This is a genomic window from Actinoplanes lobatus (assembly GCF_014205215.1).
Classification (GTDB): domain Bacteria; phylum Actinomycetota; class Actinomycetes; order Mycobacteriales; family Micromonosporaceae; genus Actinoplanes; species Actinoplanes lobatus.
In genome coordinates this window covers 4977027-4992982 of the sequence record NZ_JACHNC010000001.1, presented here as the reverse complement: position 1 = coordinate 4992982, position 15956 = coordinate 4977027, and the positions used below count along the sequence as shown (strand labels likewise).

Here is a 15956-nt window from a genome sequence, read left to right as displayed (position 1 = left end):
TTACTCTAGGTAGCGATCAAGGAGGTTGTGGTGACTTCCGTCCTCGTGGTCGACGACGATCCGACCCTGCTGCGCCTCGTCGAGACGGTGCTCCGATCGGCGGGCCTGGAGGTGGCGTCCCGCGACACCGGCGAGGCCGCCCTGCGCGCGGCCCACGCCCACCTGCCCGACTGCGCCGTCCTCGGCACGGGCCCCGGCCACACCGCCGGGGCCATGTCCGCCGGCCGGTTGTGCCGCGCCATCCGCGCCGACCGGTGCACCGCCGACATCCCGATCCTGCTGCTCACCGAACAGGGCCACGCACTGGACGCCGCGGCGGCCTTCGACGCGGGCGCCGACGACTTCCTGGCCAGGCCCTTCACCGCCCAGGACCTCCTGTCCCGCATCGAGACCCTCGCCATCGGCACCGGCCGCGGCGAGATCAGGAGTCGAGGATGAGGACGTGCAGGTGGCGGGGGCCGTGGACGCCTTCGACCCGGTTCAGTTCGATGTCGCTGGTCGCCGAGGGGCCGCTGATCCAGGTCAGGGGGCGGCGCGGGTCGAGGCGGGCGATCGCGTCCGGCACCGAGGCGACCACCTGGTCCGGGCGGAGCACGCAGACGTGCACGTCCGGCAGCAGGGTGATGATGCGCCGTCCCTGGTCGGGTGAGGCGTCCAGGACGATGGTTCCGGTCTCGGCGACGGCGACGGCCGCCGCGGTGAGCACGGCGCCGGCCGAGGCGATGCGGTCCGGCGCGAGGCCGTCGTCGGCGAAGGCACCCTCCGGGCGCCATTGCAGAGGCAGACCAGGGGGTACGAGCACCGCGCCCCCAACCCCGGCGAGGCGCGCGGCGGTGGCCGCCACCTCGCCGGCGCTGACCCGGTGGACCTCGGCCTTGTAGTCGGCCAGCCGGTCGATCAGCACGTCGAGGTCCGCGGTGCCGGTCCCGGCGGGCCGGTACTCCCGCGGCACCTCACCGGCGACGGGCGCGTCCCGCAGGGCGGCCCGGATCCGGTCCAGAATCAACTCCCGGGAGGAACTCATCGCCGGGCCCACCAATCGCGGAAGGTCTGTTCCGGGAATTCGGGGAGGTCGCGCCCGGCCGTCCAACCGGACAGCGGCGGCGGCAGTCCTCGCCCGCGCCGTCCCACGATCCGGGCCATCTTGGCCGCCCGCTGAGCCGACGCATAGAGGCGTGGCCGGCTCATGGTGTAGGCGGCGGCCGCCATGGCCGCCCTCTCGGCCGGCGAGTGCGGCGCCTTGTTGCGCAGGTGCACCAGCATCGACGGAATATCGATCTTGACCGGGCAGGCGTCGAAGCAGGCCCCGCAGAGCGACGACGCGTACGGCAGGGAGGCGTTGTCCTCGATGCCGGTGAGCTGCGGCGACAGCACCGCCCCGATCGGCCCCGGGTAGACCGACCCGTACGCGTGCCCGCCGGTCCGCTCGTAGACCGGGCACACGTTGAGGCAGGCCGAGCAGCGGATGCAGTGCAGTGCCTGCCGCCCCACGGTGTCGGCGAGGACCGCGCTGCGCCCGTTGTCGAGCAGCACCAGGTGGAAGTTCTGCGGACCGTCGCCGGGGGTGACGCCGGTCCACATCGTGGTGTACGGGTTCATCCGCTCCCCGGTCGACGCCCGCGGCAGCAGTTGCAGGAAGACTTCCAGGTCACGCCAGGTGGGCAGCACCTTCTCGATGCCCATCACGGTGATCAGGGTGTCGGGCAGGGTGAGGCACATCCGCCCGTTGCCCTCGGATTCGACCACCCCGAGGGTGCCGGTCTCGGCGATGGCGAAGTTGGCCCCGCTGACCGCCACGGATGTGGACAGGAACGTCTCCCGCAGGTAGCGCCGTGCCGCCGCGGCCAGCACCGGTGGGTCGTCGGTCAGCGCGGGGTCGACCCCGGGCATGGCCCGCAGGAAGATCTCCCGGATCTCGGACCGGTTCCGGTGGATGGCCGGAACGAGGATGTGGCTGGGTTTGTCGTCGCCGAGCTGCACGATGAGTTCGGCGAGGTCGGTCTCGACCGGCGTGATCCCGGCGTCTTCCAGGGCCTCGTTGAGCCCGATCTCCTGGGTGGCCATCGATTTGACCTTGATGACCCGCTCGGAGCCGGTCCGCCGGACCAGGCCGGTGACGATCTCGTTGGCCTCGTTGGCGTCGGCGGCCCAGTGCACGACGCCGCCCGCCTCGATGACGCGGGACTCGAGTTCCACCAATAACGAGGGGAGGCGGGACATCACGTCGGCCTTGATCGCCGATCCGGCGTCGCGCAGCCGCTGCCAGTCCGGCAGTTCGGCGATCACCCGGCCGGACTTGCCGCGGATCGTGGTGGTGGCGTGCCGCAGGTTGCGCCGCAGCTGCGAGTTGTCGAGGGCGTCGTGTGCGGCACGGGGGAACGGCTGGTCACCGCGGAGGTGCCCGACGCCGCGCGGAGCGGTGGCCGGCATTCCGAGAAAGGTGGTCATGAGGACTCCGTCGAGGCCAGGATCTCGGCGAGGTGGACGGTCCGCACCCCGGTACGCAGACGGGACAGCCCACCGCCGATGTGCATGAGGCAGGAGGTGTCGCCGGCCGTGCACACGTCCGCCCCGGTGGACACGATGTTGGTCATCTTGTCGGCGAGCATGGCGGTGGACGTCTCCGCGTTCTTGAGCGCGAACGTGCCACCGAACCCGCAGCACTGCTCCGCCGCGGGCAGTTCCACCAGGTCGAGTCCGCGGACCTGCCGCAGCAGTCGCAGCGGCTTGTCGCCGACCCGGATCATCCGCAGCGAGTGGCAGGTCGGGTGGTAGGTGACCCGGTGCGGGTAGTAGGCCCCCACGTCCTCGACCTTCAGCACGTCGATGAGCAGCTCGGACAGCTCGTAGGTGCGGGCCGCCACGGACGCGCTGCGGGCGGCGAGCCCGGCGTCGCCGTAGGACGACGCGACCATGGCGTGCTGGTGACGGATCGACCCGGCGCAGGATCCCGACGGAACGACGATCACCTCGTACGGATCAAAGGTTTGCGCATATCGCTTGACCAGCGGCAACGCTTCCTTCTGATAGCCGGTGTTGATGTGCATCTGCCCGCAGCAGGTCTGTTCGAACGGGAACACCACCTCGTGCCCGAGCCGTTCGAGCAGCCGCACCGTGGCCTTGGCCGCCTCCGGGAAGAGGGTGTCGGCCAGGCAGGTGGCGAAGAACGCGATCCGCACTTCTCACCTCCCCACTCGTGCGGCCGCGGCGTCCCAGTCCTTCTCGGAGCCGCCCGGCGAGTAGCGCACGATGCGTTGAGTCTCGCGCACCAGTGCCCGCATCGCATCCGGTCCGCCCTCGACCACACCCGCGGCGCGGGCCTGCACCAGCAGGTTGCCGATGGCGGTGGCCTCGACCGGCCCGGCCAGCACCGGCAGCCCGCAGGCGTCCGCGGTCAACTGGCAGAGCAGCTCGTTGAGCGCGCCGCCGCCGACCAGGTGCACCACCGAGACGGACCGGTCGGCCAGCTCCTGGGCCTGGCGCAGCGCGCGCCGTTGCGCGAGCGCCAGGCTGTCCAGGATGCAGCGCACGATCGTCGCCCGGCTCGCGTCGGCCGGGAGCCCGGCCGCCTTGCGCAACCGGCCCGCCATGTCGCCGGGCGGCAGGAACAGCGGATCGTCGAGGTCGACCACGTGGGCGAGGCCCGGTTCGGCGGCCGCCGCCCGCAGCAGTTCGGGCAGGCCGGGTGAGTCCCATTCGCGGAGGCACTCCTGGAGGGGCCACAACCCCATGACGTTGCGGAGGTAGCGGATCGTCCCGTCGACGCCGCCCTCGTTGGTGAAGTTCGCCTGCCGCGACTCCGGGCTCAGCACCGGCTGGTCCAGCTCCAGACCGACCAGCGACCAGGTGCCACAGGAGATGTACGCGAAATCGGTCCCGGAGGCGGGCACGGCCACCACCGCGCTGGCCGTGTCGTGCGATCCGACCGCCACCACCGGCGTGCCCTCGAAATACCCGATGGTCGACCCGGGATGCCGCACCGGCGGCAACAGCTCGGCGCGCAACCCCAGCTCACCGATCAGATCAAGGGCCCAGTCCCGGGTACGCACATCGAGCAGCCCGGTCGTGGAGGCGTTGGTGTACTCCGCGCCGATCTCCCCGGTCAGCCAGTAGGCCAGCAGGTCGGGGATCAGCAGGAACCGGCGGGCCATCCCGTACTGCACGGTCGGTTCCGCCGCGAGCAGCTGGTAGACCGTGTTGAACGGCAGTCGTTGCAGCCCGCAGACGTCGTACAGTTCCCGGACCCGCTCGGCGACGCCGTCGGTGCGGCCGTCCCGGTAGTGGACCGGGTTGCCGAGCAGCGCCCCGTCGGCGTCGAGCAGCCCGTAGTCGACGGCCCACGAGTCGATGCCGATGCTCCGCACCGGCCCGGCGGCTCTCAGGCCGTCGAGCACTCCGCGGTACAGCGACAGGATGTCCCAGTGCAGCGTGTCGCCGACGCGCACCGGCTCGTTCGGGAACCGGTGCACCACGTCGAGGCCGAGGCCGCCGTCCCCGAAGCGGCCGACCACGACGCGCCCGGAGGACGCGCCGAGATCGACAGCCGCGAAAGCCGAGGTCATCGGAGGAAGGCCGCGGCGACACCCGCGTCGACGGGGATGTGCAGGCCGGTGGTGTGGGTCAGGTCGCCGCCGGTGATCGCGAAGACCGCGCCGGCGATGTGCTCGGGCAGCACCTCACGCTTGAGCAGGGTCCGCTGCGCGTAGAACTCGCCGAGCTTCTCCTCCGGCACCCCGTAGACGGCGGCCCGGTCGGCGCCCCAGCCACCGGCGAAGATGCCGGAGCCGCGGACCACCCCGTCCGGGTTGATGCCGTTGACCCGGATGCCGTGCGGGCCCAGCTCGGCCGCCAGCAGCCGGACCTGGTGCGCCTGGTCGGCCTTGGCCGCACCGTACGCCACGTTGTTGGGTCCCGCGAAGATCGAGTTCTTGCTGGAGATGTAGATGATGTCGCCGCCCATGCCCTGCGCGATCAGCACCCGTGCGGTCTCCCGCGACACCAGGAACGAGCCCTTCGCCATCACGTCGTGCTGGAGATCCCAGTCGCGGGCCGTGGTGTCCAGCAGCGACTTCGACAGCGACAGTCCCGCGTTGTTGACCACGAGATCAACCCCACCGAAGGCCAGGACCGCTTCCTGTACGGCGTTCGCGACGCCGACCTCATCGGTGACGTCCAGGCTCACCGCGACGGCCACGTCCGGCCCACCGATCTCGGCGGCCACTTCGGCGGCGGCCCCGGTGTCCCGGTCACTGACCACCACGCAGGCGCCCTCGGCCGCGAGACGCAGCGCGATCGCCCGGCCGATGCCCGAACCCGCACCGGTGACCAGCGCGATCCGGGTGGCCAGCGGCTTCGGCTTCGGCATCCGCTGGAGCTTGGCCTCCTCCAGCGCCCAGTACTCGATCCGGAACTTCTCGGCCTCGTCGATCGGCGCGTACCTTGACACCGACTCGGCGCCGCGCATCACGTTGATCGCGTTGACGTAGAACTCGCCGGCCACCCGGGCGGTCTGCTTGTTCGCTCCGAAGGAGAACATGCCCACGCCCGGGACCAGCACGATCGCCGGGTCGGCGCCACGGATCGCCGGGCTCTCGCCGGTGGCGTGCCGCTCGTAGTAGGCGCGGTAGTCCGCCCGGTACGCCTCGTGCAGCTCCCTCAGGCGGGCGATCACCTCGTCCAGCGGCGCATCCGGCGCGGTGTCCACGACCAGCGGCTTCACCTTGGTGCGCAGGAAGTGGTCGGGGCAGGAGGTGCCGAGGGCGGCCAGCTCGGCCAGGCGCTCGGAGCCCACGAAGTCCAGCACCACGTCGCTGTCGGTGAAGTGCCCGACCTGGGGGCGGTCGGTGGAGGCGAGACCCCGGATCACCGGGAACAGTGCGGCGGCGCGCTCACGGCGTACATCCGCTTGACGGGGTTGATGAACCGTCGCGCCGAAGGGCGCGCTGCGGCCGTGCTCCGCGATGTAGGCCGCGGCGGTGTTGATGATCTCCTGCGAGTTGGCCTCGCACTCGTCGCTCGTCGCGCCCCAGGCGGTGATCCCGTGCCCGCCCAGGATGACGCCGATGGCCTGCGGGTTCGCCTGGTGGGCGGCGGCGATGTCCAGGCCGAGCTGGAAGCCGGGCCGGCGCCAGTCCACCCAGAGGACGCGATCACCGAAGATCTCCTTGGTGAGCGCCGGGCCGTCGGCGGCGGTGGCGATCGCGATGCCGGCGTCCGGGTGCAGGTGGTCCACGTGCGGGGCGTCGACCAGGCCGTGCATGGCGGTGTCGATGCTGGGCGCGGCCCCGCCCTTACCGTGCAGGCAGTAGTCGAAGGCGGCGACCATCTCGTCCTCACGGTCGATGCCCGGGTAGACGCCGGTGAGCGCACGCAGCCGGTCGAGGCGCAGGACGGCCAGGCCCTTCTCGGTCAGCGTGCCGAGGTCGCCGCCGGAGCCCTTCACCCACACCAGGTCGACCGAAACGCCGGTGACCGGGTCGATGTCGGCACCCTTGGCGGACGTGTTGCCACCGGCGTAGTTGGTGGTCCGCGGATCCGCACCGAGGCGGTTCGAGCGGGCGATGAGCTCGGAGACTACGGGGTTGGTCATGAAGGTCCGCTCTTCGTTCGGCGTGAAACGTTTCAGAGTTACCGGTAGATTACGGCGGCCACTCACCCCGGGTCAAGGCTCAGAAGCTCGGTGGTCTCGGTCTTAGCGGGGTATTCTTCGGCCTCCGCCGTGCCAGGAGCGCCACAGGGCGGCATAGGGGCCGTCGGCGGCGACCAGGTCGTCGTGGCGGCCCAGTTCGATGATGCGGCCGTCGTCCATGACGGCGACCCGGTCGGCGTCGTGGGCGGTCTGGAGGCGGTGGGCGATCGCGATGACGGTCCGTTCGTGCAGGACGGCGGCCAGGGCGCGTTCGGCGGTCCGGGCCGCGGTCGGGTCGAGCAGCGCGGTGGCCTCGTCGAGGATGACCGTGTGCGGGTCGGCGAGCACCACCCGGGCCAGCGCCAGCTGCTGGGCCTGAGCCCCGTCGAGGGGGTGTTCGCCGAGGTCGCGGTCGAGGTCGTCGGCCCAGTCGGCGCCGACCGTGCGCAGGGCCTCGCGCAGCCGTTCGTCGGGGGCGGCGACCATCAGGTTGGCGCGCAGCGTGTCCTGGAAGACGTGGTGTTCCTGGGTGACCAGGACGACGTGGCGGCGCAGTTCGTCCGGTGGCAGGTCGGCGATCGGCACGCCGCCGACCGTGACGGTCCCGGAGGTGGGCCGGTCGACGCCGGCGATGAGGCGGCCCAGGGTGGACTTGCCGGCGCCGGAGAGGCCGACGACGGCGAGCCGTTCGCCGGGGCGGACGGTCAGGGCGACGTCGTGCAGCACGTCACGGCCCTGGTCGTACGCGTACCGAACGTCGTCGACCTCGATCTGCTCGCTGTCGGGCGCCCGCTCGTCCGGCGGGGGCGGCGCCGGGACGGAGCCGAGGCCCTCGATGCGGGCGAAGGACGCGGCGCCGGCCTGCAACTGGTCGAGAAAGATCAGGATGCCGTCCAGCGGGCCGACCAGTTGCCGCAGGTAGAGCACGGCCGCGGCCACGGTGCCGATGCTGACCCGGCCGTCGATGTGCATCAGCCCACCGAGGGTGAGGACGAGGACCGCCGGGATCGCGTAGGACGACTCGGCCAGCGGGAAGAACACGCTGCGCAGCCCGAGTGTGAACAGTCTCGTGCGCCGGGTCTCGGCGATCGCCTCGTCGCCGGCCGCGATCCGCCGCGCGTGCAGGCCGAACGCCTCGATGGTGCGGGCGCCGCCGGTGGTGTTGGCGAGTTCGTCGGCGAGCCGGGAGGTGGCCTCGCCCTCGGTGAGGTACGCGTCGCGGGCCCGTCGCAGGAACCACCGCGTCACGAACCAGATCCCGGAGAACCCGATCACCCCGACCACGCCGAGCAGCGGGTCGAGCACCACCACCGCCACGATCAGGAAGACGATCTGGACGACGCCCACGAAGATCGGCGGCAGCAGGTCACGCAGCGCGTTGGCCACACTGTCCACATCGGTGCTGCCGCGGGCCGCGAGGTCACCGGCGGGCACCCGTTCGACCACGGCGGCGGGCAGGCCGAGCACCCGCCGCAGGAACGTCTCCCGGATCCGGGCGGCGGTGCGCTCCCCGAACCGGTAGGCGGCGGCCAGCGCGTACCGGGCGAGCAGGGTCTGGGCGAGGGCGCACAGGAGCACGGCGCCGGCCAGCCGGTCCACCTGACCGGTGCCGCCGCCCGCGGACACCGCGTCGATGACCCGGCCCAGCAGCGCCGGCCCGCCGAGACCGGCCACCGCGGCCAGCGAGGCGACGGCGAGGAACCCGGCGACGGCCCTGGCCTCCACCCGGATCAGGCGCCGGGCGGCGCGGGCCACGTCACGCCGGGAGGCGACCGGGAGCAGGGTTCTCATTCGTCGCCTCCGAAGGCGCGGGTGACCAGCGCCCGGTAGCCGGGTTCGGTTCGGAGCAGTTCGGCGTGGGTGCCGGTGGCGGCGACCCGTCCACCGACCAGGTAGTGCACGGTGTCGGCGCGGTCCAGCAGCACCGGCGAGGTGGTGGCCAGGACGGTGCCGCGGCCGGCGCGGGCGGAGCTGAGCCGGTCGGCGATCGCGGCCTCGGTGTGCGCGTCGACGGCCGAGGTGGGTTCGGCGGCGAGCAGCATCTCCGGGTCGGCGTAGACGGCGCGGGCCAGCCGGACCCGCTGCCGCTGCCCGCCGGACAGGTTGCGGCCGCCCCAGTCGACCGGCCGGTCCAGGTCGGCGCCGACGTCGTGGGCGACCGCGATGTCCAGGGCCCGGCGGACCCGGTCGTCGTCCGGCTCGCCGGGGCCGGCGACCACCTCGCGCAGCGGGCCGGCGAACAGGTGGGCGTCGTGCTCGGCGACCAGGATCCGGGCGCGGATCTCCGGCTGGGCGATGCCGGCGAGCGGCCGGCCGCCCCAGGTGGCGTCACCGGCCCGGTAGCGGCCGAGGCGTTCCAGGACGGCCGCCGAGTCGGCGGGGCGGTCCGAGGCGAGGGCGGTCAGGCGGCCGGGCTCGGCGCACACCCCGGACTCCGGGTCGTGCAGGACGGCCGGACCCTGCGGGGCGGGGTCACCGGCCGGGTCGTCGGCGGGCAGGCGCAGGAAGTCGGTGACCCGGCGGGCCGCGATCACACCGCGGGTGACGTCGAACCCGACGAAGATGAACACGCTCACCGGGATGACCAGCACGGCGGTGTAGCCGTACACCGCCACCAGCTGGCCGGGGGTCAGCCCACCGCCGACCGCGAGCCGGGCGGCCAGCCAGATCACCACCGCGAGGTAGACGACCGGGAGGCCCTCGCCGAGCGCGCCGATCCAGGCCGACGGGCCGCCGACCCGGTAGCCGACGTCGCGCAGCCCGGCCGACTCCCGTTCGTACCGCGCCTGGTGCGCCTCCTTGCCGCCCAGGCCGTTGAGCACGCGCAGGCCGCCGACCACGTCGACGAGCCGCCCGTTGAGCCGGCCCTGATGCTCGCGGTAGTGGCCGCCGGCCCGCTGGGCCCGGCGCAGGAGCGGCCCGATGACCAGCGCCAGCGCCGGCACGCCGGCCACCACGACCAGGGCGAGCACCCCGGAGATCCGCTGGAGCAGGAACGCGATCATGCCGACCGCGGCGACCGCGGCCACCCCGACACCGCCCGCGTTCATCGCCCGGCCGACGGTCCACACGTCGGAGATGCCGATGGTGACCACCTCACCGGCGGTGACCCGGCGGGGCAGGGCCGCGCCGAGCCGGGTGGCGTGGGTCATCACCAGGTCGGCGGTGCGCAGCGCGGCGGCCAGCCGCAGCTTCGTCATGCTGCGGTGCCGCATGATCCCCAGGCCGGCGCTGGTCACGCCGACGATCAACACCACCGCGGCCCAGGCGAGCAGCACGCCGGGGCGGCGCGGCGCGAGGCCGCGGTCGATCGCTTGCGAGATGAGGTACGGCGTGACCGCCAGACTGACGAACCACAGTGTCCCGAACAGGGCGCCGAGTGCGACCCGCCCTTTCACCTGCCGAGCCAGCCACCAGAGATACCGAACCGGACCACGCGCATCGACCACGCCGTCATGCTGCCGTAAAGATGTCGAAAGATGTCACCCGATTTCCACCGGTCGGCGAGTGGTCTCCCGCACAGTGGCGAACACCGTCATGGCCGCGACCACGGCGAACCCGGCCGCCAGGGTGACCGCGCCGCTGAGTCCGTCGGCATAGGAATTCCGCTCATGGAAGAACGAGCCGAAGACCGCCACCCCGAACGCGAAGCCCAGTTGCCGGAACGTGTTCAGCGCCCCACCGGCCATGCCGCTGCGCTCCGCCGGAACGGCCGCCAGCACCGCCGACGACAGCACCGGCAGCACCGCGCCGACACCCAGCCCGACCAGCACCAGCCCGGGGATCAGCACCGCCGCCCCGGAACCGTCGCCGACCACCGACTGGGCCAGGTCACCGGCCGCGATCACCAGCAGCCCGGCGCCGATCACCAGTCCCGGCCGGGCCCGTTGCAGCGCCTGCCCACCGAAGGCCCCGACCAGCAGCGCGGCCCCGCTCATCGGCAGCGCGCCGAGCAGCCCGGCGTCGACCGGCCCGTACCCGAGGACCCGTTGCAGCCAGGTGGTGGTGTAGGGCAGGTAGGCGAACGCGGCCGCCTGGCACAGGAACGCCGCCACGATCAGCCCGGCGAACCGGCCGTCACGGAACAGCCGCAGATCCAGCATGGGATGGTCGGAGCGGTGCTCCACCAGCACGAACAGGCCCATCCCGGCCAGGCCGGCGGCGATCGGCAGCAGCGCGGACGGGGCGGTCCAGCCGTCGTCGGAGGCCCGGATCAGCCCGTAGGTGGCGGCCGTCGCGGCCAGCGTGAACGTCGCCGTGCCCGGCAGGTCGAACCGGCTCGCCCGCCCGGCACGCGACTCGGCGACGTGCCGCAGCGTGATCACCACGGCGGCCACACAGACCGGCAGGTTGACCAGGAAGATCCAGCGCCAGCCGAGGTGCTCGGTGAGCAGCCCGCCGGCCAGCGGCCCGGCCGCGGTGGCCACGCCGTTGACCGCGCCCCAGACACCGAACGCCACACCGCGGTCCCGGCCACGGTAGGTGACGTTGAGGATGGCGATGGTGGTGGCGTACATGGCGGCGCCTCCGGCGCCCTGCAGGACCCGGGCCGCGACCAGGGTGGGCACGTTCGGCGCGAGCGCGCACAGCAACGACGAGACCGCAAAGATCAACAACCCGATGAGGTACGTCGCGCGGCGCCCGTGGCGATCCGCCAGCGACCCGGCGCCCAGCAGGAGGGCGGCCAGCGCCAGGGCGTAGCCGTCGAGAACCCAGGCCAGGTCGTGCGGGTCGGCGTTCAGTTGGGTGGCGATGCTCGGCAGGGCGACCACCACGATGGTGACGTCGACGAGCAGCAGAAAGGTGCCGAGACAGACGGCAACCAGCGGAAACCATTTACGCATGCGCCACAGAATCCGGGTCGCCCGCTCGTTCGTACCATGTCCTGAACCGATTTTGGCGCTTCTCGACATCTGGCTAGGATCAGATGATGGAAGTCGACACGCTGGATCGGCGGATCGTGCACGCGCTGCGGACCGACGGCCGCGCCGGATGGCGCGAGATCGGCGCGGTGCTCGGCATCTCCGACCAGACCGTGGCCCGCCGCTACCGCCGCCTGCGCGAGAACGCCGGAGTCCGGGTGGTCGGCATCCCCAACCCGATCCGGCTGGGCTACGAGATGTGGACCCTGCGCCTGCACACCGCCCCCGACCGCGCCATCCCCCTGGCCGAGGCACTGGCCCGGCGCGGCGACACCGGCTGGGTGAGCCTCTTCTCCGGCGGCACCGAGATCACCTGCCAGGTCCGCATCCCGGCGCACGCCGACCGGGAGGCCCTGCTACTTCAGCGCCTGCCCCGCACCCCCGGGCTGATCTCGGTGAGCGCCCACTGCCTCATCCACCAGTACGTCGGCGGCGCGGTCGGCCCGGACCTCCGCGACGACGCCCTCACCCCCGCCGAGATCGCCGCCCTCACCCCGCCCGACGGCCCTCAGCCGCAGGACATCCCGCCCTCCCCGCTTGCCCTCACCCCCGCCGATGAGGCGCTGCTGGAGGCGCTGGGCCGGGACGGCCGGGCCGGCTACACGGAACTGGCCGCCGCGACCGGCTGGCCCGAGTCGACGGTCCGCCGCCGGATGCGTGAGCTGCGCCGATCCGGTGCCCTCTACTACGACGTCGAGGTCCGCCCACTGGTCTTCGGCTTCAGCGCTGCGGTGATGCTGTGGCTCACCGTGGCCCCGGCCCGGCTGGCGGCGGTCGGCGCCGCCCTGGCCGGTCACGAGGAGGTGGTCTTCGCGGCCGCCACCACCGGCGCCACGAACCTGATGGCGACCGTGATCTGCCGCGACATGGCGGCCTTCTACCGCTACCTCACCGAGCGGGTCAGCGGCCTCGACGGCGTCGACCGGGTGGAATCGACCCCGTTGTTACGGCACGTGAAACAACTCGGACCGGCCGTCCCCTCGATGTGAATTCCCCGTTACACCTGGCCCGGGAGGCAACTGTTCCGGCTCGACAGACGTCATGCTCTACGAGGGTCGAAGATCGGCACGGCACGGGACCGCGGTTCGCGGGCGCCTCCCAGCCGTGCCCGGTGAACGGCCCCGCACGGGGTGGGCGACGGCACCGGTTCGGGCCGCCGCCCATCCCGGCGCGGCCCTCAGGTCCACTTTCGGCACTCCGGCGGACGTTCTCAGCGGGAGCGGCGCAGCCGGGCCGCGGTGCGCAGCACCGGGCCGAGCGCACCGGTCACGACGGCCATCCGACGGGGGTAGGACACGACCGCCGGCCGGGTGCGGACGCACCGCATGAGGACGTCGACCGCCCGCTCCGGTGAGATCTTGAACGGGGTGACCGGCGACTTGGCCATCTTGGTGTCGACGAAACCGAACCGCACCGCGGTCACCGCCACCCCGCGCGGCCGGAGCGCCGCGTCGAGCCCGAGCAGGTACGACGTCAGCCCCGCCTTGGACGCCGCATAACCGGGAGCATCCGCCGAGATCATCGCGTCGGCCAGGCTGGACAGCCCGATGACGTGGCCCCGCCCGGCGGCCAGCATGCCCGGCACGACCGCCTCCACGGTCCGGGCCGCGCCGATCAGGTTCACCTCGAGCGCCCGGGTCTGGGCCGCGAAGTCGTCCCCGCCGAGCAGCTCGCCGACCCCGGCCGCGTAGACACACAGGTCGACGGCTCCCACCCCGGCCAGCGCCTCCGGGAAGCCGGCCGAGGTGACGTCCACGACGACCGGTTCACCGACCGGCGCGGCCCGCCGCGACAGCCCGGTGACCTGCCACCCTTCGGCCAGCAGCCGGTGCGTCAGGGCGAGTCCGATGCCGTCGCTGTTACCCACGATCAAGGCGCGCATGACCGCAGATCCTGTCACGCCCTCCCTCGACGGGGAGTCGCCCCCGCGGCTGGGCTCCGGCGGGAGCCGTCCACTCCGGGCTCCGGCCGTTCCACCCGCACCGGGTTGCCGCGTACCAGCTCGTCGTGGACCCGCCGGCGTGCGGTTTCCACCGCCCGGCCGGCCGCCGCGTCGCCCGCTTCGAGGCGTTCCCGCAGCAGCCGCAGCGCGATCCCCCGGTTGAGGCTGAGCTGCCGCTCGGTGTCGACCACCACGACGGTTCCGGACGGGCGGTGGGTGGCCCGAACCGCAGTGCTGGCCTTGTTGCGGTGCTGGCCGCCCGGCCCTCCGGTGCGGCAGGGCACGAAGTCGACGTCCGCCTCGTCGAAGACGGTCGGCGTCACCCCGACCCGCACCTGCTGGGCGGTCACGTACCAGTTCTTGCGCCCGGGCCCGGTCCGGTAGGGACTCGGCGCCTGCCAGCACAGCGTCCCGGTCCACGAGCCCGCGAACCGCACCGCCGCGTCCCCGCTGATCTCCAGCAGCACCGACAGGAACGTTCCGGGCCGCTCCCCGGCCACCGTCTCCACCCGCCGGGTGGAGACCTTCTCCCGTCCTCCGGCATCGGCTTCCAGCCGACGGACCAGCCGCGCCACGGCCCAGGCGCACTCTTGCGGCCCGCGTCCGGCGGACAACAGCAGATGTACGGTCACCGCAGCCACCTCAAGACCCGCCCGAACCCGGCCCGGCTCTCCACCGGCGTCCCCGGTCGCATCCGCCGCCCGGTCTCCCGCCCGTCGCCGCCGGAACGCTGCGGATTCGTCCGGCGGTCCCGTCCGGCGCCCCCCGTTGGGAATGGTTCAGTCGGCATGCCGAGGGTGGACGCACGCCACACCGAATGGAAATGGCCGCCCAGGCTCGCTCGCACCCCGAAGAGCGCGAAGGCGGCGGGCACCGCATCCAGTGGCCCGACCGGAGGGGAATGTCCGCTTTGGCCAGCCGATCCGATGGGAACGGCCGAGACCGGGCGTACCGGGTGGAGACTCCCGTCGGACGCGCCGACAACGGGTGACTGACCGCCCGGTCCAGCTTGCCTGACGCGGGCGGCGGCCACCGGCCGTACCCGATGGGAACGATGGAAAGCGGAACCGGGTCGATCAGGGCGACCGCCGAGGTCGACCGTGACACGGAAGCGGCCCGCCGGCAGGCGGCGCAGGGTGGGACGGCGGATCGGGGTGATCCCGAACGGACAGCCGCGGAAGCGGCGACCGGGCCGCCGGCGCGGATCGAGCCAGCCGGCCCGCCGGGCGGCCTTGGCGCCCAGCGTCAGGCGGCGTCGCGGACGTGGGCGGACGGCCCGCCGGGGCGCGCTCATCGACGGCCTCCCCGCCGAGGCGCCAGGTCGGCGGTCTTGTAGGTGACCACCGGCAGCGTGCTGACGATCGGTGTGGCCAGGCCGTACGAGACGAGGTCGCCGATCACCTGCTCGATCCGTTTGTACGCGGTGGGCGCCTCCTCGAACAGCAGTTGCCGGTCACCGCAGACGACGAGGGACCCCACCGCCGTACGCCGGAGCTCTTCGACGGTGTGTTTGGCCCGGCCGCGCCGGAGTGCGTCGGCCCGGGACATCTTGCGCCCGGCGCCGTGTGCGACGGAGTGCCCGGCGTCCGGCCCGGCGTGCCCGGCGACCAGGTAGGAGTGGGTGCCGCGGGTGCCGGCGATGAGCACGTCGTGGCCGTCGCCCGGCGCGGCGCCCTTGCGGTGCAGGTAGACGCCGTCGCGGATCTCGACCGAGTTGTGGCAGACGTCGGTGACCGGCTCGCCGAGTTGGGCGCCGATGGCGTCGGCGACGCGTTCGGCCATGAGCCGCCGGTTGAGGTGTCCCCACCGGACCGCGTCGTCGTGTGCGGCCAGGTAGGCGGCGGGGTCGGCGGCCGCTCCGGCGCCGTGCACCTCGGTGTGTGCCCGCAGGATGCGCTCGCCGAGCCCGCGGGAGCCGCTGTGCACGATGAGCACCAGGTCCCCGGTGGTGAGGCCGAGCCGCGCGGCGTGCTCGCCGTCGAGGACGGCGTCGACCCGGGCGAGTTCGACGAAGTGGTTGCCGCGCCCGACGGTGCCGAGCTGCTCGGTGTAGCCGGCCGGAATGTCCTCGCCGGACCGCGAGGCCGGGTCGACGGGCTGGTCGAGGTCGGGGAACCGGGCCGCGACGCGTTCCGGGACGGCCTTCTTGAGCCGGACCGGGTAGACCGCGATGCCGCAGCCGATGTCGGAGCCGACGAGGAACGGATAGAGCACGGTGGAGGCCATGGCCGCGCCGATCGGGGCGCCCTTGCCGGGGTGCAGGTCGGGCATGCCGGCAACGTGGATCATGCCGTTCAGGGTGGCGACCTGGTGGCACTGGGCGACGGCGCTGGACTCGATCCAGCTGCCGGGCGAGGCGAAGACGGTGACGGACGCGGACGTGGCGGACTGCGCTGGAGACAAAAGAGATCTTCTTTCGCATGACGGAGGCGCGGCCGGGCGTCAGATGTGCCCCGGGGCCGCG

The 15956-nt window shown here is 72.9% G+C and carries 13 protein-coding genes; 2 read left to right on the top strand and 11 right to left on the bottom strand.

Annotation, left to right across the window (positions count from 1 at the left end):
• Window positions 1-30 precede the first annotated feature (30 nt).
• A complete protein-coding gene (locus BJ964_RS23040) occupies window positions 31-438 on the top strand; it encodes a response regulator (protein WP_188122609.1) in 408 nt (135 codons plus the stop codon).
• Here the strand turns inward: BJ964_RS23040 and BJ964_RS23035 are convergent.
• The 8 genes from BJ964_RS23035 to BJ964_RS23000 all read right to left on the bottom strand — a co-directional run bounded on the left by BJ964_RS23035 (window position 422) and on the right by BJ964_RS23000 (window position 11472).
• Window positions 422-1024, bottom strand: a complete 603-nt coding sequence (locus BJ964_RS23035) for a LutC/YkgG family protein (protein WP_188122608.1) — start codon at window positions 1022-1024, stop codon at window positions 422-424. The two genes, BJ964_RS23040 and BJ964_RS23035, sit on opposite strands and share 17 nt — an antisense overlap.
• A complete protein-coding gene (locus BJ964_RS23030; protein ID WP_188122607.1) occupies window positions 1021-2448 on the bottom strand; it encodes a LutB/LldF family L-lactate oxidation iron-sulfur protein in 1428 nt (475 codons plus the stop codon). The genes BJ964_RS23035 and BJ964_RS23030 overlap by 4 nt, the downstream gene beginning before the upstream one ends.
• Window positions 2445-3179, bottom strand: coding sequence for a (Fe-S)-binding protein (locus BJ964_RS23025; protein WP_188122606.1), 735 nt, complete (start codon window positions 3177-3179; stop codon window positions 2445-2447). The genes BJ964_RS23030 and BJ964_RS23025 overlap by 4 nt, the downstream gene beginning before the upstream one ends.
• Window positions 3180-3182: 3 nt before the next feature.
• Entirely contained in the window at window positions 3183-4562 is a 1380-nt protein-coding gene (locus BJ964_RS23020; protein ID WP_188122605.1) for a rhamnulokinase, read from the bottom strand.
• A complete protein-coding gene (locus BJ964_RS23015) occupies window positions 4559-6589 on the bottom strand; it encodes a bifunctional aldolase/short-chain dehydrogenase (protein ID WP_188122604.1) in 2031 nt (676 codons plus the stop codon). Before BJ964_RS23015 ends, BJ964_RS23020 begins: the two co-directional genes overlap by 4 nt.
• A gap of 102 nt (window positions 6590-6691) precedes the next feature.
• Window positions 6692-8419, bottom strand: a complete 1728-nt coding sequence (locus tag BJ964_RS23010) for an ABC transporter ATP-binding protein (RefSeq protein WP_188122603.1) — start codon at window positions 8417-8419, stop codon at window positions 6692-6694.
• Window positions 8416-10026: an ABC transporter transmembrane domain-containing protein gene (locus BJ964_RS23005; protein ID WP_229806945.1), complete on the bottom strand. Its 1611-nt coding sequence runs from the start codon at window positions 10024-10026 to the stop codon at window positions 8416-8418. Before BJ964_RS23005 ends, BJ964_RS23010 begins: the two co-directional genes overlap by 4 nt.
• Window positions 10027-10110: 84 nt before the next feature.
• On the bottom strand, window positions 10111-11472 hold the full coding sequence (locus BJ964_RS23000; RefSeq protein WP_188122602.1) for an MFS transporter: 1362 nt from the start codon (window positions 11470-11472) through the stop codon (window positions 10111-10113).
• An 86-nt stretch (window positions 11473-11558) separates the two neighbouring features.
• Between BJ964_RS23000 and BJ964_RS22995 the strand changes: the two genes are divergently transcribed.
• The gene (locus BJ964_RS22995) at window positions 11559-12539 is read left to right on the top strand and encodes an Lrp/AsnC family transcriptional regulator (RefSeq protein WP_188122601.1); all 981 of its coding nucleotides are present in this window, start codon (window positions 11559-11561) and stop codon (window positions 12537-12539) included.
• A gap of 221 nt (window positions 12540-12760) precedes the next feature.
• Here the strand turns inward: BJ964_RS22995 and BJ964_RS22990 are convergent, their stop codons facing one another.
• The 3 genes from BJ964_RS22990 to BJ964_RS22980 all read right to left on the bottom strand — a co-directional run bounded on the left by BJ964_RS22990 (window position 12761) and on the right by BJ964_RS22980 (window position 15895).
• The gene (locus BJ964_RS22990; protein WP_188122600.1) at window positions 12761-13432 is read right to left on the bottom strand and encodes an SDR family NAD(P)-dependent oxidoreductase; all 672 of its coding nucleotides are present in this window, start codon (window positions 13430-13432) and stop codon (window positions 12761-12763) included.
• Between the two features lie 14 nt (window positions 13433-13446).
• Window positions 13447-14124, bottom strand: coding sequence for a peptide chain release factor H (gene prfH / locus BJ964_RS22985; RefSeq protein ID WP_188122599.1), 678 nt, complete (start codon window positions 14122-14124; stop codon window positions 13447-13449).
• A 658-nt stretch (window positions 14125-14782) separates the two neighbouring features.
• On the bottom strand, window positions 14783-15895 hold the full coding sequence (locus tag BJ964_RS22980) for an RNA ligase RtcB family protein (protein WP_188122598.1): 1113 nt from the start codon (window positions 15893-15895) through the stop codon (window positions 14783-14785).
• Window positions 15896-15956: the final 61 nt, after the last annotated feature.